The 16,772-nt window shown below is 44.8% G+C and carries 15 protein-coding genes and 1 CRISPR repeat array; of the genes, 2 read left to right on the forward strand and 13 right to left on the reverse strand.

Features of this window, described 5'->3' with window-relative positions; translation table 11 throughout:
* Window positions 1-240 precede the first annotated feature (240 nt).
* From cas6 to cas3, 13 genes are all read right to left on the reverse strand, one after another.
* Window positions 241-1,071 carry a CRISPR-associated endoribonuclease Cas6 gene (gene cas6 / locus RIE73_RS22525; protein WP_446403318.1) on the reverse strand — a complete coding sequence of 277 codons (831 nt, stop codon included), beginning with the start codon at window positions 1,069-1,071 and terminating at the stop codon, window positions 241-243.
* A 119-nt stretch (window positions 1,072-1,190) separates the two neighbouring features.
* Window positions 1,191-1,427: a DUF5615 family PIN-like protein gene (locus RIE73_RS22530; protein ID WP_446403319.1), complete on the reverse strand. Its 237-nt coding sequence runs from the start codon at window positions 1,425-1,427 to the stop codon at window positions 1,191-1,193.
* A complete protein-coding gene (locus tag RIE73_RS22535; RefSeq protein WP_446403320.1) occupies window positions 1,424-1,672 on the reverse strand; it encodes a DUF433 domain-containing protein in 249 nt (82 codons plus the stop codon). The genes RIE73_RS22530 and RIE73_RS22535 overlap by 4 nt, the downstream gene beginning before the upstream one ends.
* 10 nt (window positions 1,673-1,682) lie before the next feature.
* Window positions 1,683-3,505: a CRISPR direct-repeat array (repeat unit 37 nt; unit sequence GTTCCAATCCCTGATAGGGATTATAGAGGATTTCGAC).
* Between the two features lie 250 nt (window positions 3,506-3,755).
* Window positions 3,756-4,028, reverse strand: coding sequence for a CRISPR-associated endonuclease Cas2 (gene cas2 / locus RIE73_RS22540; RefSeq protein ID WP_446403332.1), 273 nt, complete (start codon window positions 4,026-4,028; stop codon window positions 3,756-3,758).
* A 2-nt stretch (window positions 4,029-4,030) separates the two neighbouring features.
* Window positions 4,031-5,032, reverse strand: coding sequence for a type I-D CRISPR-associated endonuclease Cas1d (cas1d, locus tag RIE73_RS22545; protein WP_446403321.1), 1,002 nt, complete (start codon window positions 5,030-5,032; stop codon window positions 4,031-4,033).
* A 288-nt stretch (window positions 5,033-5,320) separates the two neighbouring features.
* Window positions 5,321-5,914 carry a CRISPR-associated protein Cas4 gene (gene cas4, locus RIE73_RS22550; RefSeq protein WP_446403322.1) on the reverse strand — a complete coding sequence of 198 codons (594 nt, stop codon included), beginning with the start codon at window positions 5,912-5,914 and terminating at the stop codon, window positions 5,321-5,323.
* A gap of 67 nt (window positions 5,915-5,981) precedes the next feature.
* Window positions 5,982-6,686 (reverse strand): type I-D CRISPR-associated protein Cas5/Csc1, encoded by a 705-nt coding sequence (cas5d, locus tag RIE73_RS22555; protein ID WP_446403323.1) that lies wholly within the window; start codon window positions 6,684-6,686, stop codon window positions 5,982-5,984.
* Between the two features lie 310 nt (window positions 6,687-6,996).
* Window positions 6,997-8,013 (reverse strand): type I-D CRISPR-associated protein Cas7/Csc2, encoded by a 1,017-nt coding sequence (gene cas7d, locus RIE73_RS22560; protein ID WP_446403324.1) that lies wholly within the window; start codon window positions 8,011-8,013, stop codon window positions 6,997-6,999.
* Window positions 8,014-8,223: 210 nt separating this feature from the next.
* A complete protein-coding gene (cas10d, locus tag RIE73_RS22565) occupies window positions 8,224-11,547 on the reverse strand; it encodes a type I-D CRISPR-associated protein Cas10d/Csc3 (protein ID WP_446403325.1) in 3,324 nt (1,107 codons plus the stop codon).
* Between the two features lie 158 nt (window positions 11,548-11,705).
* Window positions 11,706-11,930, reverse strand: coding sequence for a DUF433 domain-containing protein (locus tag RIE73_RS22570; RefSeq protein ID WP_446403326.1), 225 nt, complete (start codon window positions 11,928-11,930; stop codon window positions 11,706-11,708).
* Window positions 11,931-11,985: 55 nt separating this feature from the next.
* On the reverse strand, window positions 11,986-12,372 hold the full coding sequence (gene hepT / locus RIE73_RS22575) for a type VII toxin-antitoxin system HepT family RNase toxin (protein WP_446403327.1): 387 nt from the start codon (window positions 12,370-12,372) through the stop codon (window positions 11,986-11,988).
* Entirely contained in the window at window positions 12,369-12,851 is a 483-nt protein-coding gene (mntA, locus tag RIE73_RS22580) for a type VII toxin-antitoxin system MntA family adenylyltransferase antitoxin (protein WP_446403328.1), read from the reverse strand. The genes hepT and mntA overlap by 4 nt, the downstream gene beginning before the upstream one ends.
* 66 nt (window positions 12,852-12,917) lie before the next feature.
* Window positions 12,918-15,086 carry a type I-D CRISPR-associated helicase Cas3' gene (gene cas3, locus RIE73_RS22585; RefSeq protein WP_446403329.1) on the reverse strand — a complete coding sequence of 723 codons (2,169 nt, stop codon included), beginning with the start codon at window positions 15,084-15,086 and terminating at the stop codon, window positions 12,918-12,920.
* A 100-nt stretch (window positions 15,087-15,186) separates the two neighbouring features.
* Here cas3 and RIE73_RS22590 point away from each other — a divergent pair, with 100 nt between their 5' ends.
* On the forward strand, window positions 15,187-16,062 hold the full coding sequence (locus RIE73_RS22590; protein WP_446403330.1) for a WYL domain-containing protein: 876 nt from the start codon (window positions 15,187-15,189) through the stop codon (window positions 16,060-16,062).
* Between the two features lie 180 nt (window positions 16,063-16,242).
* Window positions 16,243-16,656 carry an Rpn family recombination-promoting nuclease/putative transposase gene (locus RIE73_RS22595; protein WP_446403331.1) on the forward strand — a complete coding sequence of 138 codons (414 nt, stop codon included), beginning with the start codon at window positions 16,243-16,245 and terminating at the stop codon, window positions 16,654-16,656.
* The last annotated feature ends 116 nt before the right edge of the window (window positions 16,657-16,772 follow it).

Consider the following 16,772-nt stretch of genomic DNA (forward strand, 5'->3'; position numbering starts at 1 on the left):
AGGGTGGGTTTTGTTGTTCATTTATCGGTAAATAGTTGAATTTAATCCTGAACCCGCCCCGACAATGGTTTCCTCTTTTCAAAGGGGGGATTAATAAAATTAGGCGGGTGGAGAATCCAGTTTATTTATCGGTGGGAAGGGCGGGTTTTGTTGCTCATTTATCGGTAAATCGTTGAATTTAATCCCTAAACCCGCCCCGACAAAATAACCAATGTGTAGAGATATTCCGGTGCAACGTCTTTACGACTTCATCCGCCGCACCATCCCCATTCCCATTGTCGTTTTCCGCCCGACGCCAGAATAGAGGGCAAAATCGGCTAAAGCGTTAATTTGCTGAATCGCCTCTGCTTCAGGTTTCCCCATAATCCGAAAATTGAGTGCGCCAACACAGCCAATAAATTTACTGCGAGAATCGGCAACTAATTCGGTGTGAATGTCAAAGAAACTGGGGAAAACATGATCGACTAATGGTTTCGGGAATTCTATGCCACTGTATTGATTCCAGCGCTTAATTAAACTGTTAAAGACTAACTCCCTGGTGGGTAAGGCACAATCATATTTACTCTGACGAAATGCGGTGGGGGTAGAGAAGGCGAAATTCAGAGTGCGATCGCGCGTCGATGCTTGGTCGTATAATTGTTGATAACTGAGAGCATTTGCCCAACATCCAGGCATTCCTTTTTGGGGTGTGCCTAGAATACTGGTAATCTGCAAGTTAGCTGGACCTAAATGCCAGGGTTGTTCGGGATTCAGGTTTAGCCACAGGTGGGTTAATTGACTGAATAAGGTATCATCGAGTAGGGAAATTCGCCACCAACAGGGAGTTCCTGTGGGAATTGGTTTATGGTGTTGCCAGTGGAGGTTTGCTGATGCTGAATCACCCCGATGCTGAAGTTGTAGGGGACTCAGGGTGAAGGCTTTATCGGATTTGGCTTCGTGGAGATAATCGCCTAGGTTTCTATCGACAGAACTTACCAGGTTGAGAAATAGGGCGTGTAAATGGCGTCCACTGAGAAACTGTGGTGGAATTGGCGATTGGGGAAGCAGGTTGAGAATTAGGCTATGGGGCATAGTTTCCATCCCTGATAGGGATTATAGAGGATTTTGACATTCGAGCATTAGAGGAATCCGAAGTCCGAAAAGGTTTCAATCTCTGATAGGGATTATAGAGGATTTTGACCCTTTTTTTTTCATTCATCTGTCTCTTCTGGCTCAACAGGTTGATACTCCTGAATCACTCCCCGTCGAATAATCCACAGTTTCCCAGCGATTTCTGCTTGTTCCAACCCAGCAATTAATACTTCAATTAATTGTGTATCTGCTGTTGAAGATAAGCCTTGTCCCGGTACTGTCGCTACATCATGTCCTGCTGAACGTAACAGTGTGGCAATGCGACTACCGAGATTCTCATCTAACTTCAGCTTCATCGATTCATCTCCAGAGGAATCTCAGCATAGGAATCCCTTGATAGTTCTGCACCATAGGCAATACAAGCGAGAATGTCATTCTGCTCTAAACCCGGATAGTCCTCTAGAATTTCATCAATGGTCATCCCACTGGCGAGAAAATCGAGTATTAGAGATACCCAAATGCGGTGTCCTCGAATGCAAGGTTTGCCGAAGCAAATAGTCGGATCAATTGAAATTCGAGATAACAGATTATCCTTGGTCATGTTTGTTATCGTTTCAATCCCTGATAGGGATTATAGAGGATTTTGACTGTCGAAGCATTTGCCGGGACGATTTCCGCTATTGCCCGTTTCAATCCCTGATAGGGATTATAGAGGATTTTGACCGTGTTCAAACCGCAGGTCAAATCCGCAATGAAAGTTTCAATCCCTGATAGGGATTATAGAGGATTTTGACGGCGTCAGGGCGATCGCGCCCAGCACCCTCTTCAGTTTCAATCCCTGATAGGGATTATAGAGGATTTCGACTCTTATTTTGAAGTTGCAGCTGACGCTTATGAGCGTGTTTCAATCCCTGATAGGGATTATAGAGGATTTCGACCAGATCTTCTTAAACAAGTAAAGCGCAAGTGGCAAGTTTCAATCCCTGATAGGGATTATAGAGGATTTCGACATTTAAACTTTAGGGCGTCTAGGGCGCACAAAAGTTCCAATCCCTGATAGGGATTATAGAGGATTTCGACTATATATTTGGGGGAGAGTATGACTTAGAGATGGGTTCCAATCCCTGATAGGGATTATAGAGGATTTCGACCCGTAAGAGGTGATCTGGCTTTACTGGAATCGCCCGTTCCAATCCCTGATAGGGATTATAGAGGATTTCGACACAACAGCCGAAGAAACAGCAACAGATGCAAGCAAGTTCCAATCCCTGATAGGGATTATAGAGGATTTCGACGCGCCCCCAACGTCTGAATCTACTTTGATCGTTTCGTTCCAATCCCTGATAGGGATTATAGAGGATTTCGACTTGAAGAAAAAGCCAATAACGCAGAGTATGCTGCGTTCCAATCCCTGATAGGGATTATAGAGGATTTCGACCATACTCACACTTGTGAGTAGCTTGATAACAGCAAGTTCCAATCCCTGATAGGGATTATAGAGGATTTCGACATTCAACATTTATTGGGCGGGGTGCAGTCTTCTCGAGTTCCAATCCCTGATAGGGATTATAGAGGATTTCGACTTTATTTGCTCGGCGAAGGAAGGTTCCCAGCCTGTTCCAATCCCTGATAGGGATTATAGAGGATTTCGACGTCCTAGCGTTGCAGAATCAGGTTCCGGACTTTGGTTCCAATCCCTGATAGGGATTATAGAGGATTTCGACATGAGAAGCGATCGCCCTCTCTCGCAAAAATTCGTTCCAATCCCTGATAGGGATTATAGAGGATTTCGACCCGGTGGTGAAGTGCGATCGCATTTGAAAAACTAGGTTCCAATCCCTGATAGGGATTATAGAGGATTTCGACAAATGCTTGGTAACGGGATTATCCCACAGGAGATGTTCCAATCCCTGATAGGGATTATAGAGGATTTCGACCACACTAAGAAATGGAACGGGCGAAATTTATCGAGTTCCAATCCCTGATAGGGATTATAGAGGATTTCGACTCATCAGGAGGCACATCTATCCTTAAATCTAAAGTTCCAATCCCTGATAGGGATTATAGAGGATTTCGACTTGGCATTATGCCAGGTACTCCAGCAACTGCCCCGTTCCAATCCCTGATAGGGATTATAGAGGATTTCGACGAAAAGCTGAGATTGTAACTCGCTAGAGCAGATAGTTCCAATCCCTGATAGGGATTATAGAGGATTTCGACCGATGTTGCCCTATGGTCTAGCGGAGTTTAGTTCGTTCCAATCCCTGATAGGGATTATAGAGGATTTCGACCCAGTTTTGAGCCGGCGCCGAGGGTTGGCACCGCAGTTCCAATCCCTGATAGGGATTATAGAGGATTTCGACAGGAGTGCGGCTAATCCTTTGAGGGCGAAGAATTGTTCCAATCCCTGATAGGGATTATAGAGGATTTCGACTGCCGACCTCTGAAACGCTTACTGTATATAGTTTTCAAGGTTCGATTCCGAGAGACTCCATCTAATATACCATTTCAGACTTCGAGCTAGCAAGAGGTCTCTCAAAAAAACATCTAAAACCCTCTCCCAGTAAGCGTTTCAATATTTCCGAGACCCTCAGCTTCGGGGTGGTGTCCTCAAACCCAGACCCCATCAGGGATACAGCCTATTAATCACCACAGCCTGAGAAAACACCTACCCCTTCTCGGATTTAAGCAAAGAAAATCGAATTATCCCTTATGGGTTCGCCGCCGATGCGTTCAACCTTCCCTTGACAACAGCCACAGAGGAAATAGAAGCGAATGCTATCCTGGTCTGGCTTAATCACCTTAGAAAGACGCGATCGCATTTTGGCATACTGGGTATCACTCAAACTGCACTCAAACACACTATACTGCATCCACTGCCCATAAGACTTAAGAATACTGTGTATTTTCGTCCGGCGCTTGTCTTCCGGGATATCGTAGGTCACAACAACATACATCATCAATACAACACTAACGGTGGATACTTGTCAATTTCACCCATTAAATACTTCGCCAACAGTCGCGCCTGGATTTCAAACGCCTCCTGATACGTACATTTGCGCCCTAACACTGGATGCTTAAACGTAGACTGTTTCTTTTGTTCGTATAACTTCAGAAACTCCCGCCGCCCGTCTGGAGATAAGTAAACCACCTCACTCAGGGGTTCGCTGACAAAATCATCCGGTTTGAGTATCCGGGAATTAATCGCCTTGAGAATTGTCCCATCTACGATTAAAGGGCGAAACTCTTCCATCACATCCAATGCTAAACTGGGACGACCATAATGTTGGCAATGAAGGTAGCCTAAATAGGGGTCAAATCCGACAATATTCACAGCACTTTGCAGATCATGGCGCAGCAGAGTATAGCCAAAATTTAATAACGAGTTCACGGGATCGGTAGCGGGGCGATGTCTGACTCGAAACTTAAACCCTTCGGCGCGAATAAGCTGATTAAACACCTTAAAATATGCCGCACTTCCCGCCCCTTCTAATCCGCGCAAGGAATTAATTGTCTTGGTTTTGTCTAGGGAAGTAATCGCCTTACTAATTTGAGTGATGGCTGATTTTAACGTCAGTTCTGGATATTCGCGCTGATTGCGACTGAGTAGAGTGCGATAATTTTTCAGCTTTCCCCGAATAAATCCCTGGACAAGATGCAGCGCTGCTGCTGATTCTCCAGCCGCTTGCCATTGGGCTTGGCGAACAAAGATATTTTTGGTCAGTTCCGGTTCCAATCGTCCCAAATATTTCCCGGTTCCAGTGATAAAACTGAGGGGAATTTTTCGGTCTAAGAGTTCAGTAACCACGGCTGGCGATACCGTCGCCCGTCCGCATACGACTATCCCATCTACTTTAATCAGGGGGACATCTAAGAGTTTCTGTTTGTTGGCTTTGACGCTAAGGCGTTCATCGGTTTTGCCGATAAATGAGTCGTCTTGGGTGATGTAAACGGTTCCCATATTATTTGTCCTTTTTGTTAGTAGTGAAGACTTTAGTCCTCTTAGTTGGCGGCGCTAAAGCGCCGACTACAAGCTGAGTCATCTTGGGTGATGTAAACGGTTCCCATATTATTTGTCCTTTTTGTTAGTAGTGAAGACTTTAGTCCTCTTAGTTGGCGGCGCTAAAGCGCCGACTACAAGCTGAGTCGTCTTGGGTGATGTAAACGGTTCCCATATTATTTGTCCTTTTTGTTAGTAGTGAGGACTTTAGTCCTCTTAGTTGGCGGCGCTAAAGCGCAACTACAAGCATTATTCCTCTTCCCGATATCGCCCCACTTTTTTAGCAGCTTGAGGTAAACATTGGGCATAAAAACTGCATCCTTTACAGCGCTTAGTGTAAATCGGTTTAGGCATTTCCCCAGTTTCTAGTAACCTTGTCACCGATTTAATCGTATCCAGAGTTTCCTGTCGCAATGCATCAGAAATCTCAACCCATTGTCGCTGATGGGAATGGGCATAATAAATATAGCCACGATGAATCGATTGTCCCGTCATTTCTTCTAAACACAACGCCTGGGCGCACACCTGCAATTCATCATTATCCCATTCCCCTTTCCGCCCCCGCTTATATTCCACGGGATAGAGTTCACCAGATTCTGACTCAATTAAATCCGATTTACCAATTAGGTGATACTGTTCCGACTTCAGCCAAATCGCCCGCACCTGCCAAACTTCCTCCCGTTGAGACTCACCGATAGTGTGAACGCGATCGTGTAAACTGGTGCCATCAATGGTATAGTAATTCTCGCTAAATTCTCCCGCACAAAACATCCGCCAGCAACGGTGGGGACAGTAGGAATATTGGTTGAGAGAGGCGATGGGAATGTAATCTGTATTGTTCATTCGTTTTATCTGTAATTATTAGGATATTGATTTGCATGGGTACGGCACTGCCGTATCCTTATCTAGGTTATTTACTAAAACGATACTGCATCAGTGCAGGAATTTTTAGACGGTTAAATCGGTAGTATTGTCCCTGCAAGGTAACCATTTTAATCAAGCTAACCGGAGGCATATTGATCACGTCATAACTAATAACCCGATGGCAAAACATAACATCTAGTGGGTTAAGCGGATAGGGAAATGTAAACGATTCCGTTCCTGTCGATACCTGACTTTTCTGGGTTTCCATAATCTTCACCCGTGCCTTACTTGCCCATTTGCCTAAGCGAATCCAACTGGGTAAGGTTAAAGGAGTTTGGCTAATCACAAAGCCTTCAAATCGACTTTCTGGGGCAATCTCTTTTGCCCTGCCAAAACTGGGAATATTTTTCTGGGTTTTCTTCATTTCCACATGATAGCGATTATCGGCATATTTCCAGGTATTGAGAACTGAGGTATGTTCAATTGAACGGGCGGGTGTGACATAAATGCCTTGTTGATTCAACGGGGTTAACTGTGCCTGATACTGGGGAACCTGTTCGGCACAAAAATAGCGATAAGATGCCTCTGGGGAAACGGTGGTGGCATATCGTTCACTATCGACTAATCCAAAAGCATAAGAGAGGGCATAATTGTGGAGTATGGGTTCGGTTTCATAGAGTCTGCCTATTTCACGAGTGGCGAAATAAAGACTATCGTGTAATTCAATTTGATAGCGATAAAGGATTGTCATCGGGTTTACTGGGTTGGGGATTGGGGATTGGGAAATTTACTCAATAAGAGATCCCCCCTAGCCCCCCTTAAAAAGGGGGGGACAAGAGATTCCTCAACGTTAACATTTCCTCTAAAAAGGGGGACAAGAGATTCCTCAACGTTAACATTTTCTCTAAAAAGGGGGGAACAAGATATTTCTCACTGTTTCCCTTAAAAGAGAGGAGCAAAAGATTTCTCAAAGTCCCCCTTTTTAAGGGGGATTTAGGGGGATCTAAACGTGAACCATGTTGAACTGACGTTGATGCCAATGCCAGCTTTGCCTCTCTACGTCATTTTGTTGATTTAGCTTTCGCCTTTTTCTTAGAACTAATGTGTTTTTGGGCATACTCTTTGGCTTCCGCATCGGCTTGCTGTAATATTGCTTTCATTCCGGCTTCACTTCCGACCAAGGTTTTCACCTCATTTAGCAACGGTTGAAAATCACTGCCAATATAATCGGTGTGGACAATAAATTCTTGAGTCATTAACTGTTCAATCGCGGTTGTTGCAGCATCTATGACATCCTCTTCATCTAACGGGTCAAGAGTGGGTAACGTATTCTTTGCCTTCATTTGGTCATAAATGGCTTGAGTCCAGCGTAAATTACTGGTAATCTCTCCATCAGCAAAAATTACCCCAAGTAATTCATTGCGGACTCGTCCCGTGCGGGTGGTTTGTGCGCCATAATGACGGGTACGGAGGATAGTATTGAAGACGTACAGAAAGCTGGATTCTGTGGGATCTTTGAGGGTGACAATACTGGGGAAAAAGACTTGAGGACGAATATGATCCTGTTGATTAATTCGACTGGTGACTTCTCCGGGTTTAGACCCCTTTTCTCCTTTCGATGTCATGGTGCCATTTTCAAAGGGTGCATTCAAGGTAAAGGTTTCGTGGGACTCATCAAAGGGGGTAATGGAAAAGGCAGTATCCACAACAACTTTAGACTTTTCTGAACCCGAATCTCCAATGGCAAATCCATAGATAATACAGTCGGGATTATCCATAGCAAAACTGACATTATATTCACATTCGTCTGCCGTAATTAAACCATAGTTTCGTAGTAACTCTCGCCCGACTAAGCGTTCTGGGGTAGACTGTTTCCGCTTGAACATGGAGAGGCGACTAATCGTATTCTTATCTTGAATCCCTGCCCGAACTCGTGCCTTATTCAGTTCGCCATCAGTTTGAAACAGAGGGTAGGATTCAGTAATCCGAATAGTCAGAAAATGAGCGTATTTTCCCATCGGCTTGTAGGGAAGTTCTGAATGAAATAGATTCGTGTCGATAGTTTTCAGAAATGGCATTAGTTTTCTCCTAAGTAGTGATGAATCATTGAACCAAAGGTCATTAATCCTGCCCGGTTAAAGTGTTTCTGATGAAGGACAGGGGTGAGGGAGGGCGCAAGCCTTGCGCCCCTACATTTGTACATTTGGGGGTATCTAACGTGCTTACGGCTATATTCCTCTGCATTTTTCTGCGTTTAACTCGGCGTTAAAATATAGTTTTTTCATGAATTAATCTAAGGTTTTACTCACTCCATCCTCAGTTAATTCCTCCTGGCGCTGACGATTTTCCTTGTCATCTTCCAGACGATACAAGAACTCACAAGTATCCCGAATTAAATTCAGTTGTCGCCCAGCTAACCGGGCGCGATCGCACCGAAATGAGTTCTCAAAAACTTCCACCACAAAGTAGTGGGCAAATTCGATAATTGCCTCCCGTTCTTTTTCCCGATGACTCATCACCCAACGCCCCTCAGCCGTTGACCCGTGAACCCGATCCATCAGTTTAAACACTTCCGCCGCTACCGCCATTACTAACGCTTCCCCCTGAAATACCGTGGTATCAGCTTTGAGAATCGTATCAGCGGCAATATCAATCGGTTTTAACACCGCATTGGCTTTAGGATTATAGCGCTTATTTGCCCGATAAAATTGGCGATACAGTTCCATCAACCGTTTAGGATGATTGAGACTCGATTGTTCGGTCACGATTAAGTCCTCCTGATTAGAATCATAATAAGTATATGGGTCAAAACAAGGGTAAAACTGATAGGCATAGAGGCGAATTTTATTTAACGGGGCGGTATCCTGACTATGGCGACGCACCCAGCGGTTGAGATAACTAAACACAGACAACGGACTGGTTTCAAACTCATTCGCCAGTTCGGTTAATTTGCCCCAATTTGGGTCATACCCAGACTTACCAGCTTTAGCATTAACATCCAGATGAATCGCATACGCCGCCGTCAGCACATTCAATGGTGCAGAATGCTGAATTCCATTTTCTGTCCAGCCTTCTAGGATATAATCTAAGCGGAAGCGATCGCGTCTCACTAAAGCCCGAAATGCTGGGGGTGTACTATCCAGAAAAACTGTCTCTTCAAACGCCGCGCCATCAGTAAACGGCGGAATGGGAGACTCAGACACCACCGTTTTTACATCTAGAATCATCGGAAACGCTAACGCTAACCAACTGGGCATTACCCACGACTCCGTATCCGTACTCTCGCGCCCCGGTGGGATTGCCATGAAGTAAAATGTCATCGGTTGATCATCGGGATATGCCAATTTAAACGTGCGATCGCGTCCCGGTTCAAGGGTGTTTTGAATCAGAAACATATCCACACTCTGATAACGGCGACGACTGAAATCAGCCCTCAACTCCTGACTAATAAAATGATTGCGAATCTGGGTATTAAATCGGGTTTGGGCAATCCCACTATAGGCTTTTTGCAGGAATTTATTCGTCTCTGGCGTAAAATAATAGGTGGGATAAAAATACAGATAGCGATATTTCCCATCCTCAAACCGTTTACCTACCGCCTGGGTTTGGTTCATCAAGATTTGCCGCAACATCATCTCAATTCCAGCAATACTAGAGATATTCCGTTTAGCATTAGAACCGCCCAGCATTTGCTTATTCGTATATACCTGCGGCGTAAACAAAACTGCCGATTCCATCTGTTCCGTTACCGTATAGGGAGAATGGGAAATCGAACAGATTAACTGACGCCCTCGCCCGGATTTCTTCGCCGCTTGATACGTCGCCAATTCCGCTAAAAAGACATCAACAGTCGCCTTGTCATCTTGATGACTGGGTAACATCACCACCCGTTCCAGCCAAAGCCTTAAATCATCCCAGCCATCGGGTAATGGATATTCAGATACCAGAGGTTGAATTAACTGCGTCACATAGGCAATTAACTCCTCCCCCGTTTCGCGAATGGTTTCCAACCCTGGATGCTGTTGCAGATATTTCGCCGCCAAAAAATACCATTCATACGGAACACCGCCTGTATTTCCTTTTAATTTATTCTGCTTCAATCGTTGATTAATCTGCTGAATCTCCCGAATTGGCGGCAAATACTCACCCAGATGCCAATATTCCGCCAGTTTATGGACTAAATCCAGAGGGGGAAGTTCAGGTAACTGCTTATCCTGCTTCCGCGCCGCTTCAATTTGACTCACCCGTTCCCCCCAAATCTTACGACTGACTAAATCACCAAATTCGGCTAATTGATCAATGCGGATATCATCGCCAAATTTAAAATCATAATCGGCGGATAAGATTCCCTGTTGCTGAAACTTAACCAGGTGATCACTGCGACTCTTGGCGACTGAGGGTTTATTCGGATTTAAAATCCGCAACGTCGCATCTAAAGCTACCTCCATTAACCCAGACTCATCAAAAAATAACTGATAATAGTCCGCATATTTCAGTCCCTTCCCATCACGCCCAAATCCCGTTTGTCTCAGGCGCAATTGTTCCCGACACAGCGATTTAATCCTAGCGACAACCTTATCCGGTAAACCCGCTAGTGAAATCCCAGGCGCGTGGCGATGTGCCAAATAAATAACCCCGGTAGGTAAATAGAGTAAGGGTTCAATATCTGGATGTGTCTGATGAATCTGAATTAAGGCATTATTCACCACATTGGTTAATACGCCACGATTCTCGGCAATACTGTGATAAGTAAATATCAGTTGTCCATCACTAAGACTGTGAATAAGTTCTTGAAGTCTAGGATTTGTCGCGTCTTGCGGATGCTTAACAATCGACGCCAACGAGTCAGCCAGACAGGTTAACTCAGACAAACAGCGCAGCGTGCGATCGCGCAAGACTGGATTGAGTCCATATTCAGAGAAATTCCAGTTGGTATCCCAGCGTCGTTGGGCATTATACGCCATGCATAATAAATCATCAATATACTCAGAATAGGTGTCGGGACTGTCTGGATTAATTAAGGAATCTAATCCCAGTTGGCGAACTTTCTGATCAATAATCTGCTGATGTTCGTCTAGGGACAATTTCCGGCAATCTTTGGGGACATCGGGGAACTTTTCAAAGTCATGGAGAATAAAGGCGGCGATGACTAAGCGGCGTTCAAGTTCTCCCACAACTCGTTTAACGGTTGTGTTTAAGGTTTCGAGTCGCTTTTCAATTAAATTGGCGGGAAATAAGCCATTGAGTAAATGGGTATTGAGAGATTGATCGGATGCATTGTCTCGGCGTACTTTTTCTTTCCCTTCGGCTTCTCGCTGTTGATCTAAGTAATCAAAGAATTTGCCCCCTTTGGCGGTGACGCCAATGGCGAATTGTAAGAGATTGGGTAAAACATACTCACCAAAATCCCGCATCACGGGGTCATTGGGATTCTGTGCTTGAATCGCGTCTCGCAGTAAGTTTAGGGTGAGTAAGGATTGGGGAGTTTCAATGGTGCGATTTGAGGGTTCTGTATTAAAGCCTAAGTCGTCATCGTCTAGCCAATTATCATCGGGTTCTGGGGTTATATCGAATAGAGATAACTGGTTAAATTGCTGAGATTTTTTCGTCATGGTTTACCTCTGTTTATTTTAATCCTTCTGTCCTTTTCTAACAGGGCGCACGTCGGTGCGCCCCTACGGTTCTTGTCTATTTGCTGTTTGTAGTTTGTAGGGTGTGTTAGCGAAGCGTAACGCACCTTGGTTAGCTTTGATCACTCCATAGATAAAAGTCAAACGTTATTATCAGCAATGAACCGACGCGCATAGAGTAAACAAGCGTGTACATCTTCCGGTTCTAACCATGAATAACTGGCTAACAATGTCTCGACGGTATCACCTGCTGTCAGCATTCCGAGAATGTGTTCAACGGCTAAACGACGACCCCGAATAATTGGCTTACCGCCAAAAATTTGGGGATTGACTGTAATTCTTGCGAGAGTTGTTTGCTCATTCATTGTTGACCTCCGACTCTAATGATTTGATATAATCTGTAATTTGTTTGATATACAATTAATATTGAATTAAAGCCTTTGGAAGGGTAGCAAAAACTATAGTGCTATCTATATCTTTATACTGATGTACTAAAATATTTTTCATTCCCGCTGCTTGTGCCAGTTCGCTGGCTAATTCGGCGGTGATAATACCTTGACGTCCAGCTTCGATAAATGCCTCCGTGTATTTTACTGTGCTAATTTGATAGCGCCGTACCAAAATATATTTATTAATATCCGTCGCAGCTTCAACCATTAACTGTAAAAGCCTTTCCACGATAAGTTGTTGTCGAAAATCCGCTAAGTATTCATTGAGGCTGATCGACCGAAACTCTTCTAAAGCATTTCGATATTTAGCGATTAACCGAAGTCTCACTAAAATAACTTCAGTATCTAGGTTAGTCATACACCCCACTTTTGTAATTCCATATCAATAAGCTGACGTTGGTCTTGGCGAAACTGTTTTAATTCTGATTCACTTCTCAAGGATGTCAAACGAAAATACTCAAATCCTCCTGCGTCTTTTTCATAAATGAGGATGCCATCACGGGCGATAAAATGAGCCAGCAGCCACGGACAGGTATTCAGTTCAACGACATCAATGATATCGCTGTTAATGCCAAAAATTTGATCCAGAATTAAGGGAACTTCAAACCCCTTAAAGGCATTGTTAGCAATATGAGATTTGCGGAGATTTGGATCATAGAGGGTGGCAAAATCCCAATCACTATCATCATGGGTTTCTCCTGTCGCCCTCGAACCAAATAGAATGAGCATTTTTAAGTAAGGAAGTTTTTCTGGAAGTTGGGACGATAGTTCCTTGAGTTGTTGTATTGTGGGTTGATTTTGCTGCATTTTGAGAGTAAATGAAGTTGAATTAATCACACACAAAGTTTGTCGTCAGCGTTTCGGCGTTGATGGCGCTAAAGCGCAACTACGAACGAATCTAGCTTACGCAATCCATATTTCTCCTCCCTCCCCCCGCAACCGATAGGCTAAGGTATCCAGTAATAATGCTGATTGACCTAACGCGATCGCATAAGGGGCTGTTGCTTCGTGTATACTGTACTGGTCGCTGATGGGATAGATCTGAAAGTGCATCGGTAAGCGTAATCGCCGCCTCACTTCTACGACGGAACAACCCAGTACATAACTGACTAATCCCTGCTTTTGTAACCGTTGGTTAATTGCACCCACCCAAGGGTTATCGGGTTGCCAAACTTGAATCCCGGTGAGTACCTGCACCTTGAACGCCTCTGCAATCGGTTGTAAGTCTCCTGGATAGGTAAACCGCCAGTTTAATCGTTCCTCCCGATAGGTGTGCAGTTTCATAAACCCCAGACAGTATTCAAACCGCCCTTTGGCAATCGGTTGTCCAGTATCTTTGGCTGTCTGCTGAAGTGTCCGTGTAAATCCGGCTTTTGTCCAGCATTCAATCTCTAGGTTACTCAGAATTCCCGGTAGGTTGTAGGTTTTAAATCGGTCAACGGGATTGTCCTCAGTTAAATCATAGAGTCCACATTGCAAGGAACTCACGCCGCGAAAACTTGCCGCATCTTCAGCGATGGGATTGCCTTTCTTTCCAGATATTTTTTGCCAGTCTTGCGCCCATCCCCGAATCCGCCCCGCCACTCGCTTCAATTGGGTATTAAATACGGCTTCGCTGAGTTGACAAAACTTTTCCCGACTCTGGGCATACTGAGACTGAATCGTGCGATCGCGTAACTGATACGCTAAGAAACAGGACTGAACTGCCCCCCAGCGGGAATAATAGCCGCGAAAGTCGTTAATCTGGCGATAATTTTCGACAATGGTTTGATGCAAAAACGAGCGATCATAGTCTCCAGTGGGGCATAATGGTGGTACTTCCCCAGTAAACAAGCGTTCGACTAAAAAGTTGGGGACTAAGGCATAAGCGGTAAAGGTTTTAAACTTGACAAATTTACCATTTCTGTCATACCCCTGATGGCGTCCTAACCGCCCCAATCGTTGAATAAAGTTCCCCGCATCAGCGGACTCAAAGATTAAGAAATTAATCTTAAAATCCACGCCGACATCAATCGTACTCGTACCAACGACTAAATCCGCCGCCAGCGATCGCGCTTTTTCTCCTATCCCCGATAACCCGGTATTTTCCCCCACCGTTAACCCCAAGGGCTGCAACTGTTCCCGCAAAAAGGGTACCAGTCGCTTCACAGCCGCAATAGAATTGAGAATTATCGCCCCTTTACTCCCTGGATGCTGCTGAAACTGAGCTAAAATTAACGCGAAATGGTTAACTATCCAGGCTTCCGAGGCGTTAAATGAGGGGGCGAGGGGGATAAAGTTGAGCGTAATTGACCGAGAAACTTGCCGCCAATGCTGCTGTTCTAATTGTTGACATTGGTCTACGGCATCGGGAAACTGATAGGTATTGTTAATTAGTTCGACCCGGAATCCGGCTTTTTTCAATCGCTCAATTAACGGCGGTTCTGGTGTCGCGGATAGAAATAGGAATTTTTTGCGGCGATTGGTACAGCGAATTAGCAACAGGGTATTAATGATACTGGCAACTTGGGGCGGATTAAAGACGTGAAATTCATCAAATATAAACAGGTCAAAATCCTTATCAATCCGCCCCCATAACCGATCCGGACTATCCCCCTTCACCAAATACGCCCCGCGATGTAAATAATGGAAAATATCGGGATTGGTGAGTAACACTTCCGCCTGACCGCTACGAGAGGCGATCGCGGCGCTTTTTATTAGTCCTTTATTTTCGGCATATTGTTCTAAGTCTGCCCCAGATAATCGCACAACACGGGGGTCATTCCCAGGCTGGAAGCTGTCAATATAGCCGCGAATCTGGAGTTCTTGATCACGGGCAAGTTCATTGGTAGGATAGAGTCCAATGGCATAACTTCTCCCTTGCAGGACATCTAAATAAGCGGCTAAACTTTTCCCATCTCCAGTCATGGCGGTGTTAAAAATAACATCAATCTCTGGGTTCCGTATTGCCGCTAAAGTTTCCACTTGATGTCCCGAAAGGGATGACCAGCCTTTGGGTAAGCTAATCCCTTCGGGTACTTTTTCAGCCGGACAAGAATAGATGGGTTTGAGCGTAATTTGATACTCGGACATATCCTTAAAACAGTGTCCGTAACGTCTTGTTATTTCCCATGATGACACTCAAAATAGAAAATGAGCCGCACTATCCGGATAAAGTGTCCGTATAAATTCGATGAGTCGTAAAGGTCAGTCGATCACCCTCTCCCTATCCGCACGAGACAAAGCCGAACTGGAAGCGATCGCGCTAGAATTAGGTATCTTATGGGGAGAGCGTGCCAATATCTCCAAACTCGTAGAAGCGATCGCCCGTCGTCAGTTATTGGTATTACCGAATCAGGATTGGGCAGAGAGTCGCATCCAGGCGTTAGATCGGGTAATTGGCGCGTTAACCGACATCGGCGAGATGGAACAAGCGCGGATTGTGGCAGAATTATTACTCGAACGCAGCGAACTCTCGATTCCCCTACGCCGCAAAATTGAAGGGTTTGTCGATAATTTACCCCCACCGTGGCGGATAGAGATTGACAGTTATCTGCGCCGCCAGCATCCCTTTGAGTTATCCTATCAAGATGCCCCAGGGCGTTTATGGCAGTTTACGATTCGCCATGGCAAAATTAATCTCCACGAAAAACGTCAGTACCTCGATTGCTGGTGTGAAGAAACCGAAGGAAACCTGGATATTCCGGAGTTACAGCATAACTGGAGTTTGCGATTGGATCGGATTCAAGATGCCGCGATAACGCCGATTAAGGGACAATGGCGACGCAATTTGGATCAGATTGAGGTGGAAATGCATCTATTTAGAGGGTTAGCTTTTGCCTATCAAGCCAGACGCGAGGATCAGGAAAATGACTGGTTACCGGATCAGCCACGAGTGCGGCGGGTGGTGAGAAGCGTATCGAGTACGTTTTGGTTTCTGCGGGAGGTGAAGCAATATGGCAAAGACTGTCAAATCATCGTCCCTGACTCGGTGCGATCGCGTTATATCGATGAGTTAATCGCGACTTGTAATCAGTACAATTTGAACGTTTCAATCCCTGATCAGTAGGTAGACACAATTAAAGGCGAGAAGTGGACTCGCTACCTGAAAAGAAGTGCGATCGCGCTGTTTTTTCTCGGTCTATACATATTTGTTTAAATTAGTCAAGATAATCCTGATAGGAATTTTGCACGCCTAGGGTGGCATAGTAGCCGTTGTCAACGGTGCGATGGAAAGCCAAAGGAGAAAGTGAAAACTGATACCCTGTTCTATAGCCTATTTAAAGAATTTCCCAGTATCTTCTTTGAACTGATTAATCAGTCAACAGAACAAGCAACAACCTATCAATTCACGTCCCGTGAAATCAAACAACTGGCATTTCGACTTGATGGTTTATTTTTCCCCAAGAATGAAAACCCCGAAAATCCCTTATATGTCGTCGAAGTTCAGTTTCAACCCGATGAGGATTTATACTATCGTATATTTGCTGAACTCTTTCTCTACTTGAGACAAGATAAACCCTCTTGTCCTTGGCGGGTTGTCGTCATTTATCCGACTCGCCGGATTGAACGAGAACAACCATTACAATTTCGGGAACTGTTTACCAGGGTTCAACGGATTTACTTGGATGAGTTAGGAGACGATGGTTATCCAAAACTTTGACGTTTTGAACTTAAGTAGGAACGGAGACCATAAACTCCCGCCGAGCCTAAAAGCTCCAAGTTGTGTGCCGCATTGTGGTCAGCATGGGCAAGGTAGCCACAATGAACACACCTAAA

This window comes from Coleofasciculus sp. C1-SOL-03, from assembly GCF_040220555.1.
Lineage (GTDB): Bacteria > Cyanobacteriota > Cyanobacteriia > Cyanobacteriales > Coleofasciculaceae > Coleofasciculus.